The sequence below is a fragment of the Paenibacillus sp. FSL R7-0179 genome (genome assembly GCF_038002265.1).
Taxonomy (GTDB): Bacteria; Bacillota; Bacilli; order Paenibacillales; family Paenibacillaceae; genus Paenibacillus_AQ.
The window spans coordinates 3,284,485-3,299,515 of the sequence record NZ_JBBOCC010000002.1 but is presented as its reverse complement, the minus strand read 5'-3'; the positions used below and the strand labels follow the sequence as shown (position 1 = coordinate 3,299,515).

The 15,031-nt window shown below is 54.1% G+C and carries 14 protein-coding genes; 7 read left to right on the top strand and 7 right to left on the bottom strand.

The window, feature by feature from the left end; all coding sequences use genetic code 11:
• Positions 1 to 129 precede the first annotated feature (129 nt).
• A complete protein-coding gene (locus MKX63_RS30710) occupies positions 130 to 879 on the top strand; it encodes an ABC transporter ATP-binding protein (RefSeq protein ID WP_341022559.1) in 750 nt (249 codons plus the stop codon).
• Positions 876 to 2,300, top strand: coding sequence for a hypothetical protein (locus MKX63_RS30705; protein WP_341022556.1), 1,425 nt, complete (start codon positions 876 to 878; stop codon positions 2,298 to 2,300). The genes MKX63_RS30710 and MKX63_RS30705 overlap by 4 nt, the downstream gene beginning before the upstream one ends.
• Before the next feature lie 103 nt (positions 2,301 to 2,403).
• Here the strand turns inward: MKX63_RS30705 and kduD are convergent, their stop codons facing one another.
• The 3 genes from kduD to kduI are packed head-to-tail and all read right to left on the bottom strand — an operon-like array spanning position 2,404 to position 4,821.
• Positions 2,404 to 3,159 (bottom strand): 2-dehydro-3-deoxy-D-gluconate 5-dehydrogenase KduD, encoded by a 756-nt coding sequence (gene kduD / locus MKX63_RS30700; RefSeq protein WP_341022554.1) that lies wholly within the window; start codon positions 3,157 to 3,159, stop codon positions 2,404 to 2,406.
• Positions 3,160 to 3,197: 38 nt separating this feature from the next.
• A complete protein-coding gene (locus MKX63_RS30695; protein ID WP_341022550.1) occupies positions 3,198 to 3,953 on the bottom strand; it encodes a DeoR/GlpR family DNA-binding transcription regulator in 756 nt (251 codons plus the stop codon).
• A gap of 34 nt (positions 3,954 to 3,987) precedes the next feature.
• On the bottom strand, positions 3,988 to 4,821 hold the full coding sequence (gene kduI, locus MKX63_RS30690; RefSeq protein WP_341022548.1) for a 5-dehydro-4-deoxy-D-glucuronate isomerase: 834 nt from the start codon (positions 4,819 to 4,821) through the stop codon (positions 3,988 to 3,990).
• 190 nt (positions 4,822 to 5,011) lie between these two features.
• Between kduI and MKX63_RS30685 the strand changes: the two genes are divergently transcribed.
• The 4 genes from MKX63_RS30685 to ybaK all read left to right on the top strand — a co-directional run bounded on the left by MKX63_RS30685 (position 5,012) and on the right by ybaK (position 9,195).
• Positions 5,012 to 6,691 (top strand): hypothetical protein, encoded by a 1,680-nt coding sequence (locus MKX63_RS30685; protein WP_341022546.1) that lies wholly within the window; start codon positions 5,012 to 5,014, stop codon positions 6,689 to 6,691.
• Positions 6,692 to 6,929: 238 nt separating this feature from the next.
• Positions 6,930 to 8,354, top strand: coding sequence for an aspartate ammonia-lyase (gene aspA / locus MKX63_RS30680; RefSeq protein WP_339310098.1), 1,425 nt, complete (start codon positions 6,930 to 6,932; stop codon positions 8,352 to 8,354).
• A gap of 85 nt (positions 8,355 to 8,439) precedes the next feature.
• Positions 8,440 to 8,712, top strand: coding sequence for a YolD-like family protein (locus MKX63_RS30675; RefSeq protein ID WP_268748447.1), 273 nt, complete (start codon positions 8,440 to 8,442; stop codon positions 8,710 to 8,712).
• A gap of 12 nt (positions 8,713 to 8,724) precedes the next feature.
• Positions 8,725 to 9,195: a Cys-tRNA(Pro) deacylase gene (gene ybaK / locus MKX63_RS30670; RefSeq protein ID WP_341022543.1), complete on the top strand. Its 471-nt coding sequence runs from the start codon at positions 8,725 to 8,727 to the stop codon at positions 9,193 to 9,195.
• Positions 9,196 to 9,286: 91 nt separating this feature from the next.
• On the opposite strand, the gene MKX63_RS30665 is transcribed toward ybaK, so the two are convergent.
• From MKX63_RS30665 to MKX63_RS30650, 4 genes are all read right to left on the bottom strand, one after another.
• Entirely contained in the window at positions 9,287 to 10,108 is an 822-nt protein-coding gene (locus MKX63_RS30665) for an aminoglycoside phosphotransferase family protein (protein ID WP_341022541.1), read from the bottom strand.
• 59 nt (positions 10,109 to 10,167) lie between these two features.
• Complete coding sequence (locus MKX63_RS30660) at positions 10,168 to 10,920, bottom strand: YdcF family protein (protein ID WP_341022539.1); 753 nt, start codon at positions 10,918 to 10,920, stop codon at positions 10,168 to 10,170.
• 453 nt (positions 10,921 to 11,373) lie between these two features.
• The gene (locus MKX63_RS30655; RefSeq protein ID WP_341022536.1) at positions 11,374 to 11,547 is read right to left on the bottom strand and encodes a hypothetical protein; all 174 of its coding nucleotides are present in this window, start codon (positions 11,545 to 11,547) and stop codon (positions 11,374 to 11,376) included.
• Between the two features lie 134 nt (positions 11,548 to 11,681).
• Positions 11,682 to 12,629: an AraC family transcriptional regulator gene (locus MKX63_RS30650; RefSeq protein WP_341022535.1), complete on the bottom strand. Its 948-nt coding sequence runs from the start codon at positions 12,627 to 12,629 to the stop codon at positions 11,682 to 11,684.
• A gap of 174 nt (positions 12,630 to 12,803) precedes the next feature.
• Between MKX63_RS30650 and MKX63_RS30645 the strand changes: the two genes are divergently transcribed.
• Positions 12,804 to 14,921, top strand: coding sequence for a glycoside hydrolase family 52 protein (locus MKX63_RS30645; RefSeq protein ID WP_341022532.1), 2,118 nt, complete (start codon positions 12,804 to 12,806; stop codon positions 14,919 to 14,921).
• Positions 14,922 to 15,031: the final 110 nt, after the last annotated feature.

Sequence of the window (15,031 nt, the reverse complement as noted above, 5' to 3'; positions counted from 1 at the left end):
TCAACTCTGTTATTATGTTGCACGCTTATGGGCTTAGTCAAGTTCACTATACCATTTATGTATAGTTGACTACACTAAATATGTGCAGTAAGCTATACATATGTTAACCTAAAGGATGGTGTGGGAAGCATGGGGAATATACGGTTCGAAGGGGTCAGAAAGTCCTTTGGCGATGTCGCTGCCGTAAACGGGCTGGATCTGAGTATTGCGGAGGGCGAGGTTTACGCACTGCTGGGGCATAATGGTGCGGGAAAGACCACAACGCTTCGCCTGCTGCTTGGTTTGCTGGAGCCTGACGGCGGGGAGGTCAATGTTTTTGGGCGGAATCCTATACAGGAGGGGCATAGCGTGCGCGGGCTATGTGGCGTTTTATCTGAAGATACAGGGCTGTACGAGTCTTTGACCGTCTGGGATAACCTGATGTATTACGCTGATATTTATGGTATGAGCCGTGTAGAATCTAGTAGCCGTATTGACGAGCTGCTGCGGACATTTGAACTGCATGAGAAGAAACGAACGATGATTAAGGGCTTGTCTACCGGCATGAAGAAAAAGGTTGCCCTGATCCGGGCCATACTGCATAAACCGCGCCTTCTGATCCTGGATGAGCCGACGAATGGGCTTGACCCTGTCAGTACAACCGATCTAAGGAAGATGTTATTGCGGCTGGCAAAGAATGAGGGGACCACCATCATTATGACCACGCATCACCTGGAAGAGGTCCAAAAGCTATGCGATAGAATCACGATTCTGAGGCACGGGCGGAGTATTTTTACCGATTCCATCTTAGCGCTCCGGGACAGCGAGCATTACATGGAGAACGGGCAATTCAGTCTTGAGAAGCTGTACATGGAGATAGAGCAGGGGGGAGGCAGATGAACAGATCCTATCCCGTTTTTCGTATGCAGTGCGCAGAGTTTACAAGTGACAAAGGGATGCTCTTCTTTTACGGCCTGTCCATAGGCATTACTGGTATAATCCTTCCGTTGTACATGCATGGGGTAGAAGTCTCCTTAACCACCGCAGCATTACTTACGGCAATCTTACTGAGACCCATGTTATCTGACAGCGTCGCGGGAGAACGGGAGCACCGAACTTTGGAGACACTCCTCTCCAGTCCCATCCATGGGAAAAGTATACTTTGGAGGAAGTTTGAATTCTGCTTCTTATTTGCGCTGGGCTACTTCACTTTAACCGTCCTCTGCTCTGCGTTAACGGGCTTTCTTGCCGGTGGCGAAGCAGCGCTGATTCCTTGGCAATGGATGTGCATCATGATTGTAGCTGCATTGAATTATAGTGCAATATGCATGGGCGGAGTGTATGTTTCCTCCAGATCAGGGGATCTACGGGCTGCCAACCATAGGGTGTCGATAATGGCTTATCCTCTAAGCCTTCTCTTGGTCATCTGTCTGTCAGTTATAGGAACTGCGGACTTGTTATCGGCGCTGATCATAAGTTGTATCTGTTCATTGATTTACCTTTGGGTTATATCTATGTTCGCAGCGAAGATCAGGAGGATGAAGCAGCCGGATTTCTTCCAGCCGATAGCCATCCAGAAGCCGCAGAGGTCGCATCAGCAGCGTATATCATCAGCTCTGCCGAGAACTCAGTTTGGCATAGTGTTGAGATTGGAATGGAAGATGCTAATGACCTTGAAAAGAATGCTCCTGAGCTTTGGATTTCTGTGCTTCTCGCCGGTTGCTATGGTGTGCCTGCTGCTGTATTTTACGGGAAAGTTTGACCTCAACTATGCCGTCCTGCTAACCGTGCTAATGATCCCGAGAGTGCCGACTAACTTAATAGCGTATTCCATAGGCGGTGAAAAAGTATATAAGACGGGGGAAGCCTTATTGTCTACTCCTCTGCAGATCCGGCCGGTATTTCTGGCTAAATGTATGATTCCAGTGCTTGTAACGGCGGTCATGCTAACGCTCTCATCCCTGCTGACATTGGCGGGCGTAAGTATTGGAGCGATGATCAGTCCTGAGCTTGTCTCTATCCAAGGCTATACGGCTGCGCAGCTTATCCTGCTGTTTCCCGTTAGTCTGCTCTCATCCATCGCTATGATGTTCATAGCGGCTATTCTTTCTTTGCGGCTCAGAACTCCGCGTCAGGGCTTGTATGTGACAAGCTTTCTTTCGGTTGTGTTTGTGTTTCCGGTATTAGTGGTTATATACTTGGTTCCGGACATGCTAGTGGGGGCCATAATCTATCTCGTGATTCTTGTAATTGGCAATCTGATCTGTCTAAAAAGAATATCGGACAACATAACCCGTCCTCAGCTCATGAGCAGACTATAAGGAACATACAAAACCCCCGGCCATGCTTCCTGAGAAGCAACCGGGGGTTCTTTGTACGGGGGCCGTCTCTGTAAGGACGGCACCCGTTTCCACTTGTCGTTCCTTATCTAGCCAACCAGCCGCCATCCACATTCAGAATGTGGCCGTTCAGATAGTCGGAAGCGGCGGAGGCCAGGAATACGGCAGGGCCCTTCACATCTTCGGCAGTTCCCCAGCGTCCCGCTGGAATACGGTCAAGGATGGAGTCGGAGCGGCTCTGGTCCGCACGGATTGGAGCGGTGTTCTCAGTAGCCATGTAGCCTGGAGCAATCGCGTTGATATTAAGGCCCGAGCCTGCCCATTCATTGGCGAAGGCTTTGGTCAGACCGGCTACAGCATGCTTACTAGCTGTGTAGCCCGGCACGTTGATGCCGCCCTGATAGGAGAGCATGGAGGCGATGTTGATGATTTTGCCGCTTCCCCGTTCCAGGAAGTGACGTCCGACAATCTGCGACAGCAGGAAGACGGTGTTCTGGTTGAGGTTAATGACATCGAACCAGTCCTTCTCGCTATGGTCCTTGGCCGGAGTGCGGCGGATCATGCCTGCACAGTTGACGAGGATATCCACTTTGCCGGTGAAGGCAACGGCTTCGTCGAACATGCCTTGAAGCTTGGAATGATCGCTGAGGTCAGCGGAGATGCTCAGTGCTTTGACGCCAAAAGCTTCACAGGCTGCTACAGTCTCGTCACTGGAATTAAGAGATACGGAGACTACGTCTGCACCGGCTTCTGCGAAGGCGATGGCAATGCCTTGTCCAAGACCTTGCGCTGCGCCTGTTACGATTGCTGTTTTGCCTGCCAAGCTGAATAAAGATGACATATGATTATTCTCTCCTTTGAGCGATTTGAATTGTACAATTATCCGCATTCAATGTTGACACCGGCCGTGCGGAACAGCTCGGCGGTCTCCGGGGCGAGCCCGCTGTCCGTCAGCAGCACATCGACCTCCTGCAGGGAAGCGAAGGTGCGCAGCGCGGTCTGACCGAATTTGTGATGATCGCATGCGGCGAACACCTGACGGGCCGTGGAGACTAACGCCTGTTTGAAATCTATGAGATCGCCGGTATAGATGGACAGGCCATGTTCAATATGAACGGCTGTGGCCGAGAGAAAGGCTTTTTGAATATTAAGCTTTTGTACATAGGACACCGCTTCGGGACCGGCCAGCATATTGCGGACACGATAACCGCCGGGAACGACCAGCCGGATGTTGTCTCTGGGAACCAGCTCACTGATGATGTAGACATCATTGGTAATGACCGTAAGGGGGATATTGTCCAGCCGCCGGGCAATCTCAAGCGTTGTGCTTCCGCCGTCCAGGGCTATGATGTCATCCGGAGCGATATGCGCCAGCGCACGCCGGGCAATCTCCGTCTTCTCCTCAGCGTATTTATCCAGCGGATTGCGCAGGGGCAGAATGCCGAACTGATCGCTCTGGGCCAGCACGGCGCCGCCATGGACACGCATAATCAGTCCTTGTTCCTCCAGCTTGCTTAAGTCCTCGCGGATCGTTTTGCCGGTGACCTGGAGCTTGTCGCTCAATTCGTTCACGGTTACATCCTTCTGGTTCAGCATAACTTCCATAATCATCTCGTGCCGCCGTATCGGGTTCATCCGCCTGCCTCATCTTTCCGTAGTTGATTTGCTTCTATTGTAATTCTTTCATCCCTACGGGGTCCATATCATCGTAACGCTTGTTGTCACCGGCCATGCTCCAGATGAAGGTATAGTTATGTGTGCCCACACCGCTGTGAATGGACCAGCTTGGCGAGATGACAGCCTGTTCATTGTGCATGACAATATGGCGGGTCTCGGTCGGTTCGCCCATCAGGTGGAAGACGATGGAATCGTCCGGCAGATCGAAATAGAAGTAGGCTTCCATCCGGCGCGGATGTGTGTGCGATGGCATGGTGTTCCACATGCTGCCCGGCTTCAGCTGAGTCATCCCCATTACAAGCTGTGCGCTCTGCACGCCGTTCGTGTGGATGAAGCGATGAATTGTCCGTTCGTTGGAATTTTCCAGACCGCCCATAGCCCCGGATTCGGATTCAGCCAGCGTAGTCTTCGTAGTCGGGTAGGACTGATGCGCCGGAGCGGAATTCAGATAGAATTTTGCCGGCTTAGTACTGTCCGCGCTCTTGAAAATAACATCCTTCGAGCCTTGGCCCACATACAGGCATTCCTTGAAATCAACCTCATATTCAGTCCCGTCCACAACCACCGAACCCGGGCCGCCGACATTGATGATTCCCAGCTCACGGCGTTCCAGGAAGTAAGTTACGCCAAGCTCCTTGAGGTCCGTAGTCAGAACCACCTCGCCGTTCACCGGATTCGCTCCGCCAACGATCATGCGGTCTTCATGCGTCAGCACAAGCTTCAGCTCGTCTGGTGCAAAGATCACCGGGATATGGAACTCCTTGCGCAGGCGCTCAGTGTCAAACTGCTTCACTTCATTCGGATGTGATGCAAAACGTCTTTCCATCGAATATTCAGTCTCCTTAGAAAACATATTTTCGTTCGTATAGGTACAATTTAATTCATTTACGTTCATTTATCAAGCGTAATCTTTTTTAGTACGTTTATTTTAGTGCATTTATTCCGCGAAATGATTGCCATCTGAACTGAAAGCGTGCACAATAGAGCTGGAGAGATTGGATTGGAGGGTGAACAATATGACAGACCAGCCTAAGCATCAGCAAGAGACTTCTTATAAAATACGCCAGCGGGAGATCATGTATTCGGTCGCCGTGGAGGCGGAGCGCCTTCCGCTGCTGTTCAGCGGGCTCTGGTTCCATGATGATGTACGCAACAACTTCTATTATGCTTCCTACTTATTTGCCGCTGCGGTGGAGGATAACCTGGAGCTGCCGTTCAGCCGGGAGGATGCCAAGCGGAAGGCCGAAGCTGTACTTTTAGAGACGGTTAGACTTCAGAACCGGATGCCGGGAACACCCTTGTATGGACATTGGCCGCTGGGCCTAAGTCCCGCGCCTCAGGAAGCTGCACCGCATGAGCTGCCGGTGGAGATCATGGGCAGCCTGATGGTCTGGTTCTGCAAGCAATATTCGGCCCGGTTCAGCGCGGGACTGCGCGTAGCGTTCCATACGGCAATTGGACATATCTACCGCAGCGGCTTCTTCCGTAAGCCGGTACTGACCTTTGGCCACCATGAAGCGAAATATACGGCGGCGAAGCTGGTCTTCGGCCAGCTGTTTGAGGATGAGGAGCTGCGGGAAGACGGGCGGCACAGCCTGGAAATTACGCTTGCGCATATCCGAGCGAAGGGCATGCCGGAGTATGGCAGCCTGCCGTGGTTCTGGCACTGGGTGCAGGCGTTCACCTGTGCCTGGGAGCTTGAAGAGGACAGCGGCGTCAGAGAGAGACTTGGCGAGATGCTGGACTTCCTGTGGACCGAGCGGAGCCAGTGGTATCTGCAAGGGGCGTGGGCTGGCGCGCATTCCCGGGGCTGGCCGCATGATGTACCGGCTGACGGCAATGTGCTTCACGACTATGTGCAGTTCGGTGATTTCGCGCTTCCTGCGGAGATGCCCCGTACCGAATATGCAGGCTTCCTCTATTATGAAGCACCGGAGAATGTGCGCTCGGCTGCCCTGAACCGCCAGTTACCGGTAGAGGTCTGCAGGAAGACTGAGAAGGTGGCTGACGGTTCCCCGGAGCGCCAGCCGGCGCTGCATTCTTACGCCTATATCTGCAAGGATTACGCGGCAGGGGGGATGTGGGAGCGGGTGGAGGAATTCGACAATGAGCAGCTGCGCTGGGCCTTCTCACTGCCGCTCCCTGCGGCGGCGGGTGTGAACCGGCTTTACTTTTTCCATCCGGGTCAGGGCTACCAGCCGGGCGATCCCCGGCATCAGAGTCCTTATATGGAGGTGCTGTATCACCGGAACACGATCCTGTCACTGTTCCCTGTGCCCGAAGGAGAGGATACAGCCATTGTCGGGGTGCTTCCGTTAGGGAAATGGATCAGGCAGCCCAAGGCGCTGTTTGGCTATGCGGGCAATGTGTATTTTGCCGTCTATGTATCACAGGACTATGAACTGCTGGAGCGGCCATCCTATCTGGAGGTAACATGCCGGAACATGCCTGGAGGTGTCGTGATTGAAGCGCTTAGCACTGATCAGGCGGCAGAGCTGGGGATATACGGGCTTGAGGAATTCGCCGCAGCCGCTATGAAGCGGGCACCAGAATTTACGGAGGGAGAGAGCCTCTCGGCAGTGTATACGGCCTGGAGCGGGAATGAACACCTGCAGCTCAGCCTAGACAATAAGCATTTGGGAATACTTTCGCAGATTAACGGCAAACCGGTATCATTTGAACATTATAAGGTCTAAAAGGGAGATTTCGCTCCCAGGGATATCAAGATTTTTTCAGATTGGAACTATCTCAAATTTTAAGCTACAATGACAGAGAGCCCGGGGGTCAGTAATGGCTGCCGGGTTCTTTGCGCTACCCGCATAGGGCCTGAGCATGGAGCAGCAATGAAGGTAATATCTTTAGGGCTGCAAGGAAAGAATAAGTTGACTTATTTGCAGCTGAGGATCTACTACTGAAGACATGGGGGAGAGCAGGATGACAGAGACAGAATATCGGCTGGAGAAGGATTTTTTGGGCAGCAAGCAGGTGGAGCATCAGGCCTATTACGGGATACAGACCCTCCGGGCGGTGGAGAATTTCCCGATTACCGGCTACCGTGTACATCATGAATTAATCAAGGCGATGGGGATTGTCAAAAAATCCGCTGCGCTCGCCAACATGGAAATCGGCCGCCTCTATAAGGGCCTTGGTGAGGTCATCGTGCAAGCGGCAGACGAGGTGATCGCGGGGAACTGGGATGAGCAGTTCATCGTCGATCCGATTCAAGGCGGCGCGGGCACCTCGCTGAATATGAATGCCAATGAAGTGATTGCGAACCGTGCGCTGGAGCTGCTGGGCAAGGCCAAGGGGGATTACCTGCAGCTTAGTCCGAACACTCATGTGAATATGGCGCAATCAACGAACGATGCGTTTCCGACGGCGATTCATATTGCCACGCTATCGCTGCTGGAGCAGCTGCTGATCACGATGCGGACGATGCACGGGGTGTTTTTGCAGAAGGCGGCTGAATTCGATTCTGTGATAAAAATGGGGCGGACCCACTTGCAGGATGCGGTGCCGATCCGTCTGGGACAGGAATTCGAGGCGTACAGCCGGGTGCTGGAGCGTGATATTCAGCGGATCGAGCATACGCGGGGCCATCTCTATGAGGTGAACATGGGCGCGACCGCCGTAGGTACCGGACTGAACGCCGATCCCCGGTACATCAAGCGGGTCGTTGAGCTGCTGGCTGAGATCAGCGGTCTGCCGCTGGTCAGCGCGGAGCATCTGGTGGATGCTACGCAGAATACGGATGCCTATACCGAAGTCTCGGCGTCCCTGAAGGTCTGCATGATGAATATGTCCAAAATCGCCAATGATCTGCGCCTGATGGCCTCCGGCCCGCGTTCCGGGTTCAATGAAATTACGCTGCCGGCCCGCCAGCCGGGATCGTCCATCATGCCCGGCAAGGTGAATCCGGTGATGGCCGAGGTGATTAACCAGGTGGCTTTTCAGGTGATTGGCAATGATCATACGATCTGCCTCGCCGCTCAGGCCGGTCAACTGGAGCTGAACGTGATGGAGCCGGTGATGGTGTTCAATCTGATTCAATCGATTAGCATCATGAACAATTCCTTCCGGGTGTTCACCGACTATTGTCTGGCAGGGATCGAAGCCAATAAGGAGAAGCTTGCGCGTGAGGTGGAGCGAAGCGTCGGCATCATTACCGCAGTGAACCCGCATCTGGGATATGAGGTCGTCTCGCGGATTGCCAGGGAAGCTATTCTGACCGGAGAATCGGTGCGGGCCTTGTGTCTGAAGTACAATGTGCTGAGCGAAGAGGAGCTGAACCTGATTCTGGACCCGTATGAAATGACCCATCCCGGCATCGCGGGGGCGGCGCTTTTGAATCATGAATAATAATCGTGATTTGTGTAAAATCAGGCTTCCTCTCATGGTATAATAGACAGGAGCATTTACACCGGGCATGATCCTATATTCTGTAATGGCTTACTGGAGGCAAAGTGTGGCGAAGGCAAAAGTGGCAAAACGTCCAACCCGCGACGAATTCGTGCTTGAGGAGCTGGGCAACCAGCTGGTAGAGGCGAAGCAGGAGGATTCTGAGATTCTGCTGACCGTCTGGGGGAAGGAAGAAGAGGTGCGCGGGGTGATTGTAGAGATGGATTCGCGTACCGGCAGAGTGCATGTCAGAAATAACGAAGAGATTATTAAGGTGCCGTTCATGGACATTATGCAAATCAATTACCCCCGGGATTAAGGGGAGCGGCAGATGAACAAAACGAATGCCATGCGCATACTGGATGCAAGGAAGATAAGCTACACCATTCATAGCTACGACAATGAGGACGGGCTCATTCACGGAACAGCGGTTGCTGAGAAGATTGGCCTGCCTCCTGAAGTAGTATTCAAGACACTGGTCGCACACAGCGGGCCGCAGCCGTACGTCTATGTGATTCCGGTTGCTGAAGAGCTGGATCTGAAGGCCGCGGCCAGAGCCGCCGGAGTCAAGAAGATTGAGCTGTTGCCGCTGAAGGAGCTGCTGAAGCATACGGGATACGTGCGCGGGGGCTGTTCCCCTGTCGGCATGAAGAAGCTCTATCCTACGTTCATTCACAGCAGTGCGGCGGAGCTTGAGGTCATTGCAGTCAGCGGAGGCCGGATCGGCGTTCAGATGGAGCTTGAGCCGAAGCTGCTGGGCGAAGCGGTGTCTGCGGTTTTTACGGAGCTGGTTAAAGAGTAGATTAAGCGGGATGCGAAACTCACTCTTGACCGGCAAAAATAAAAGCAGCAACTCTCTCAGTAATGAGTGAGAATTGCTGCTTTTTTCTTTTTCAAAGAGCTGCAGTAGTCCATTCGCTATAATGGTCAGCGATGAATTGCAGCTCGCGCTCATAGTGGGCCAGATGGCCTTCCTCTACCATTTTGACAAATGCAGGGTTGCCCGCCTCGGCCTCCTTCTTCAGCGTATGGCACATAGCCGTGAGCCTCCGGGTCAGCCAGTCATGCAGATCTTCCGGGACCGCGAGTCCATAGGCTTCAAAAAACAGCTCAATCCGCCGCTGCCGGTCTGCCGCATGCAGGTCTGCCTGGTAAGGTACCGTGGAGCCTGTCAGATAGTCAGGAGCAAAACGGGCGAGCGGAACCGAGGTGTAGAGGGTATAGGCAATATCCCATAGGCGCGGGCCCGGACCGGCCATGTCAAAATCAATCAGCGCCACAGGCACACGATGCTCAAACACCACGTTGTACAGCGCCGCGTCATTATGGCAGATCACTTCATGTGCCGCAGGATCGGCATAGGGGAGCTGCCACTCCGTATGTATACTATTCGCTACAAAACCCTCCGTTGCATCATGATAGCTGCGTAACAGGCGCGCCAGCCCCGTAAGGGCCTCTTCGGACCACATGTACGGCTCCAGCTCAGGATAAGCGTTGCCCGGAACCTCGCCGGGAAGAAAGGATAGAATCTCGCGCTCTGCTTCATCTACGCCCAGGAACCGGGGGGCTCCAGCGAAATTCTGCTGCTCCAAATGCTGAAGCAGTGCATGAATACTCGTGCTCCAGCTCCCGGTGGGACGGCGGACAGTGTCTGCCTTGCGGATGATCTCATTTACATTTCCGCCGGTTAATTTCTCTTCATCGTAGTGGTTCATTGGTTAAATCCCCCGCTTTCTTTGATAAGTATGCGGCCGTATGCAGCCAGCTGCAGGGGTCAAGGCAGCAGCTTCGCAGCTATTAGCCCCAGATACTCCTTCAGCGCCAGCCCGGTTGTGGAGACGGCTCCGGCGGACGGAGTGAATTTGCTTACATAGAGTGACATCGGACGGCTCGCCTGGAAGTCTACTGGAAAAGCCTGCGGCGTAAGTCCGGCATGCTCGAACTGGACCATGCTGCGCGGCATATGGAAGCCGGAGGTCACCAGAACGGGACGGCTTAATCCATGCTCCTGCATGAGCTTCGCTGTGTTGACCGCATTCTGCTCTGTATTGAGCGAGCGGTTCTCCGGCAGGATGTCCTCTGCGGGAATACCGAGGCCGATGAGCTGCCGCCGGGCGATATCCGCTTCATTGCCGCTGTCGGCGAATACCTGTCCCCCGGAGAAAATGATTGGCAGCCCGGTCTCACGGTACAGCCTCGCAGCCGCCAGCAGCCGGTTCGCCGCCGGACCGGACATATTGCCCAGCCCGTCCAGATCCGGGGTGCCGGAGGTGGCTCCGCCGCCGAGAATAACGATCACATCCCCCTCTGCGGCGGCAGGCTGAGGATACTTCCGCTCCAGGCTCCCGATCAGTGTGTCGCTGACGGCAGAGGTCATCGACAGATAGAGCAGGAGCGTGACCGCCAGCAGCACGATTGCAGGCCGGCGGCTATTTTTCCACAGCCAGACCACCATGGCCAGCAGCAGCAGAACGAATATCCCGGGCGGCAGGACAAAGCTGTATACGAATTTAATGAGATAGATCATACGGTCACCAACTTTTACAAATAGGATAATAGATATTTCACCAGAAATCTGTCTGCATAGCAGCTTGAAGCTAGTACAGCATCAGAATTAAATTAGTGAAAAATCGCTTGCGGTGGGTTTGCAGCGCCCCGACTACTGTCCCTGCTCATCGGCGGAAGGTTTAAATGTATTTTGTACAACTAAAACGTCTGTTTTACTCCTTCTTCTCACCTTAGTTGTATTTCGTACAATTAAAATTCCTGTTTTCACTGGTTTCCGCTCTTTGGGGCAGATTTAGTTGTACAAATTACAGCTACAAGAGGTAAGCTTTCTTTTTTGCTGTTTTTACGTGTACATTATGCAACTATCACTCAATGCCTACTTGGAACAGCAAGCTATAACGCGCTTCACGATTGAACTCCATTCACTCTGACGGTTATCTTCCAGCTGAATCTCAGTCCTCTTCAATGCAAGTTAGAGAGTCATGTAAGCGTCAGGGTTCAGTGAATCACCTTCAATAAGAATCGCAGTCAATCCTGACTCCGTCCGGGTCTCATGCCATTCCCCTTGCTCCCAAAAGACGGCATGCCCTGCACACACAGCTGTAAATTCAGCTTCCTCTCCGCGCACATACCCTTCACCGTTCACAATGAGCAGCAGCTGCGGACAGGCCGTCTGATGAAAACCGATTACTCCCAGGGGTCCAAGGTATACGCAGCCGATATGCGTCTTCTCTTCAGTCTGGATAATCCGGGATAGGGTGAAAGCGGAATTGAATGCGGTTATGGGGGGAGGGGCGCCCCATCGTCCGTCATGCCCGGCTCCTCCGTAAGCTGGCGGTAGCCCTTAGGGGGCAGGCCGGTCCAGCGTTTGAACTGCTTGCTGAAATGGGACACATCGCGGTAGCCCAGCCGGTAGGCGATGCTCTCTACAGACAGGCCATTATCCAGCAGCAGGAGCTTGGCATGGCGGATAATGAGATCGGAGAGATACTGCCTGGGCGGCAGCCCGTAGATCTGCCGGAAGGCGCGGTTACAGTGGCTCGGGCTATAGCCGAGCCTGGCTGCGATCTCCTCGATGCTTCCGGCTCTGCTGCCTGATGCCGCAGCTGTGAAGACGGATTCCTGCAGCAGCCCTTCAATGGCATTCGCCAGGGCGACGGTCTTCTCCGTCACTCCCGGCAGGGTGCTCCGGGCAGGGGAAGGCAGGGCAGCCAGCACCCAGCCGGTAAGGGCGGTGAAGAACTGGAGTGACGCGTTCAGCATCACCAGCCGGCCCCGCTGGGCATCGCTGGCCTCCGGAAGAATGGTCGAGCGGATGATGTCATCCAGGGAAGCGCGGATCGCCTTCAGCTCCGGGGTGTCTCCGCTCAGACTGACAGTATCCATCGTCATTAAGGAGCGGCGCAGAACCAGATCGTCAATGTCGAAGTGCAGGCAGTAATAAGACATCTCATCCCCTATGGCTGCGCCCAGACTGGAGTGCTGCACACCGGGGCGGATGAACAGAATGTCGCCGCTCTTCTGGATGTAAGATTGTCCGCCTACGGCCATGTGCTGCGAGCCCTGCAGAACGATGTTGATCTCGAACATCGGGTGAGTGTGTGCCGGATATTGCCACTCTCTGTTCACCTTGCGCCAGTGGGCGGCGAAGAGATGGAAGGCGGCTTGAACATCGGGGGACATGCGTCCGTCCATGGAATGCTGTGTGCCGGGATCTAATACGTTCATGTTCAACCTCTTCTTTGTTAAAAGATGGATCTATTATAGCATAGGCTGCTGCGTCCGATTGATTTGTCCAAATAATTGGCGGCTTTGCGCCTGTTGCCTGAAGGGAGGGTAGCGCTAACATAGAGCTAGAGCCCGGCACTGCCGGGACACAGCTGGAGGGAGTGTATTTACTGTATGCCAACGAACAAATTCTTCAATGCCCATCATTCACCGATAGGATCATTCTCAAGCTTCACCCTCGGATTTCAAGGAGCATCCGGCGGCTTTGACCTCGAACTCGGCAGACCGCCGAGACAGAACATATATGTCGGCCTTGCGCGCAAGGACGGCCGCGGTTATGACACGTTGCCCTTCCATGAGCAGGGCAGCGACGATGAGAGCAAGCGCTACGACATCGAGAACCCGGATCCTAGCCCGGATAAGCCGCAAATTCTCTTTCACTTCGGGGAAGAGGAGATTACTCGCGAATTCCGGCTAACCACCGACAGCTGGCAGGCGGGCGATCTGACCTTCCGGATTCTGTCCCCCGTCCGGCCTGTTCCTGACCCGGAGACGGCATCCGATGCAGAGCTGAAGGAAGTACTGCTGCCAGCCGTGCTGGTCGAGCTTGAAGTCGATAATACTGCGGGCAGCTCTTCGCGCCGTGCGTTCTTCGGCTTCCAGGGGAATGACCCGTATAGCGCCCTGAGAAGATTCGATGGCGGCAAGGAGGATCTGACGGGTGTAGGCCAGGGCCGGTTCCTGGCGATTGCCGCGAAGCAGGGAAGTGTTAAGGCGGCAATGCATTTTACGATGGAGGATATTCTTGCAGCGGAGCTGGAGGAGAACTGGACCTTCGGGCTGGGGCAGGTTGGCGCGCTTATTATGGATGTGCCCGCCGGTGAACACAAGGTGTACCAGTTCGCGGTCTGCTTCCACCGCTCCGGTTATGTGACATCAGGAATGGATGCGAGCTATTACTATAACCGCTATTACAGCAATGTGGAAGCTGTTGCGGAATATGCGTTATCCCGGTTCGACACGCTGAAGCAGCAGGCTGAACAAGCGAACGGAATGCTGGAGGGAACAGCCTTAAGTGACGACCAGACCTTCATGCTTGCTCACGCCATCCGCAGCTATTACGGCTCTACCGAGCTCTTGGATTACAAAGGCCAGCCGTTCTGGGTCGTCAATGAAGGCGAATACCGGATGATGAACACGTTCGATCTTACGGTAGACCAGTTGTTCTTCGAGCTGAAGATGAACCCGTGGACCGTCCGCAATGAGCTCGATATGTTCGTAGACCGGTTCAGTTATGTCGACACCGTCCGCTTCCCGGGAGACCAGGCCGAGTATCCGGGCGGACTCAGCTTCACGCATGATATGGGAGTAGCCAACGCTGTGTCGCGTCCGGGATATTCCTCATATGAGCTGTACGGCATTGATGGCTGCTTCTCGCATATGACCCACGAGCAATTGGTCAACTGGATTCTCACTGCGGCAACCTATGTGGAGCACACGGGCGACCGCAGCTGGATGGAGCGCAATCTGACGGTACTGGAGAGCTGCCTGCAGAGCATGCTGAACCGGGATCATCCGGACCCGGCGAAGCGCAATGGTGTGATGGCGCTCGACAGCTCACGGACGATGGGCGGTGCAGAGATTACGACCTATGACAGTCTGGATGTCTCCCTGGGCCAGGCACGCAACAATATATATCTGGCGGGAAAATGCTGGGCTGCTTATCTGGCTATGGAGCGGATTTTCCGCGACAACGGCAATACGGAGCTGTCCCAGACTGCCGGCCGGCAAGCGGAACTTTGTGCGGCTACGATTGTGGCGAGTGTGACCGAAGGCGGATATATTCCGGCGGTCATCGGCGAAGGCAATGATTCGAAGATTATCCCGGCCATCGAAGGCCTGGTATTCCCTTACTTCACCGGCTGCAAAGAAGCCTTGGAGCGCGGAGGACGGTTCGGCGAATATCTCGAGGCACTGGACACGCATCTGAAGGCTGTGCTTGTAGAGGGAGTCTGCCTGTTCGGGGACGGCGGCTGGAAAATCTCCTCCACCAGCAATAACAGCTGGCTGAGCAAAATCTATCTCTCCCAGTTCATCGCCAGAGAAATACTCGGCCTGGAATGGGATGAGAAGGGGCGCGCAGCAGATCAGGCCCATACCGCCTGGCTTACGCATCCGCAGCTCTCGATCTGGAGCTGGAGCGACCAGATTATCTCCGGCGAAATCACCGGCAGCAAATACTACCCGCGCGGGGTAACGGCTATTCTGTGGCTGGAGGAACAGCGGGCTTAGGTAGTTGAAGCCGGATGTCCGGCGGTGTTGACTTAAACAGCGAATCTTCCATGGGGGATTCGCTGTTTGTTTTTTTTATATTGTTATTTTTGTATAACTGCGGCGGAACT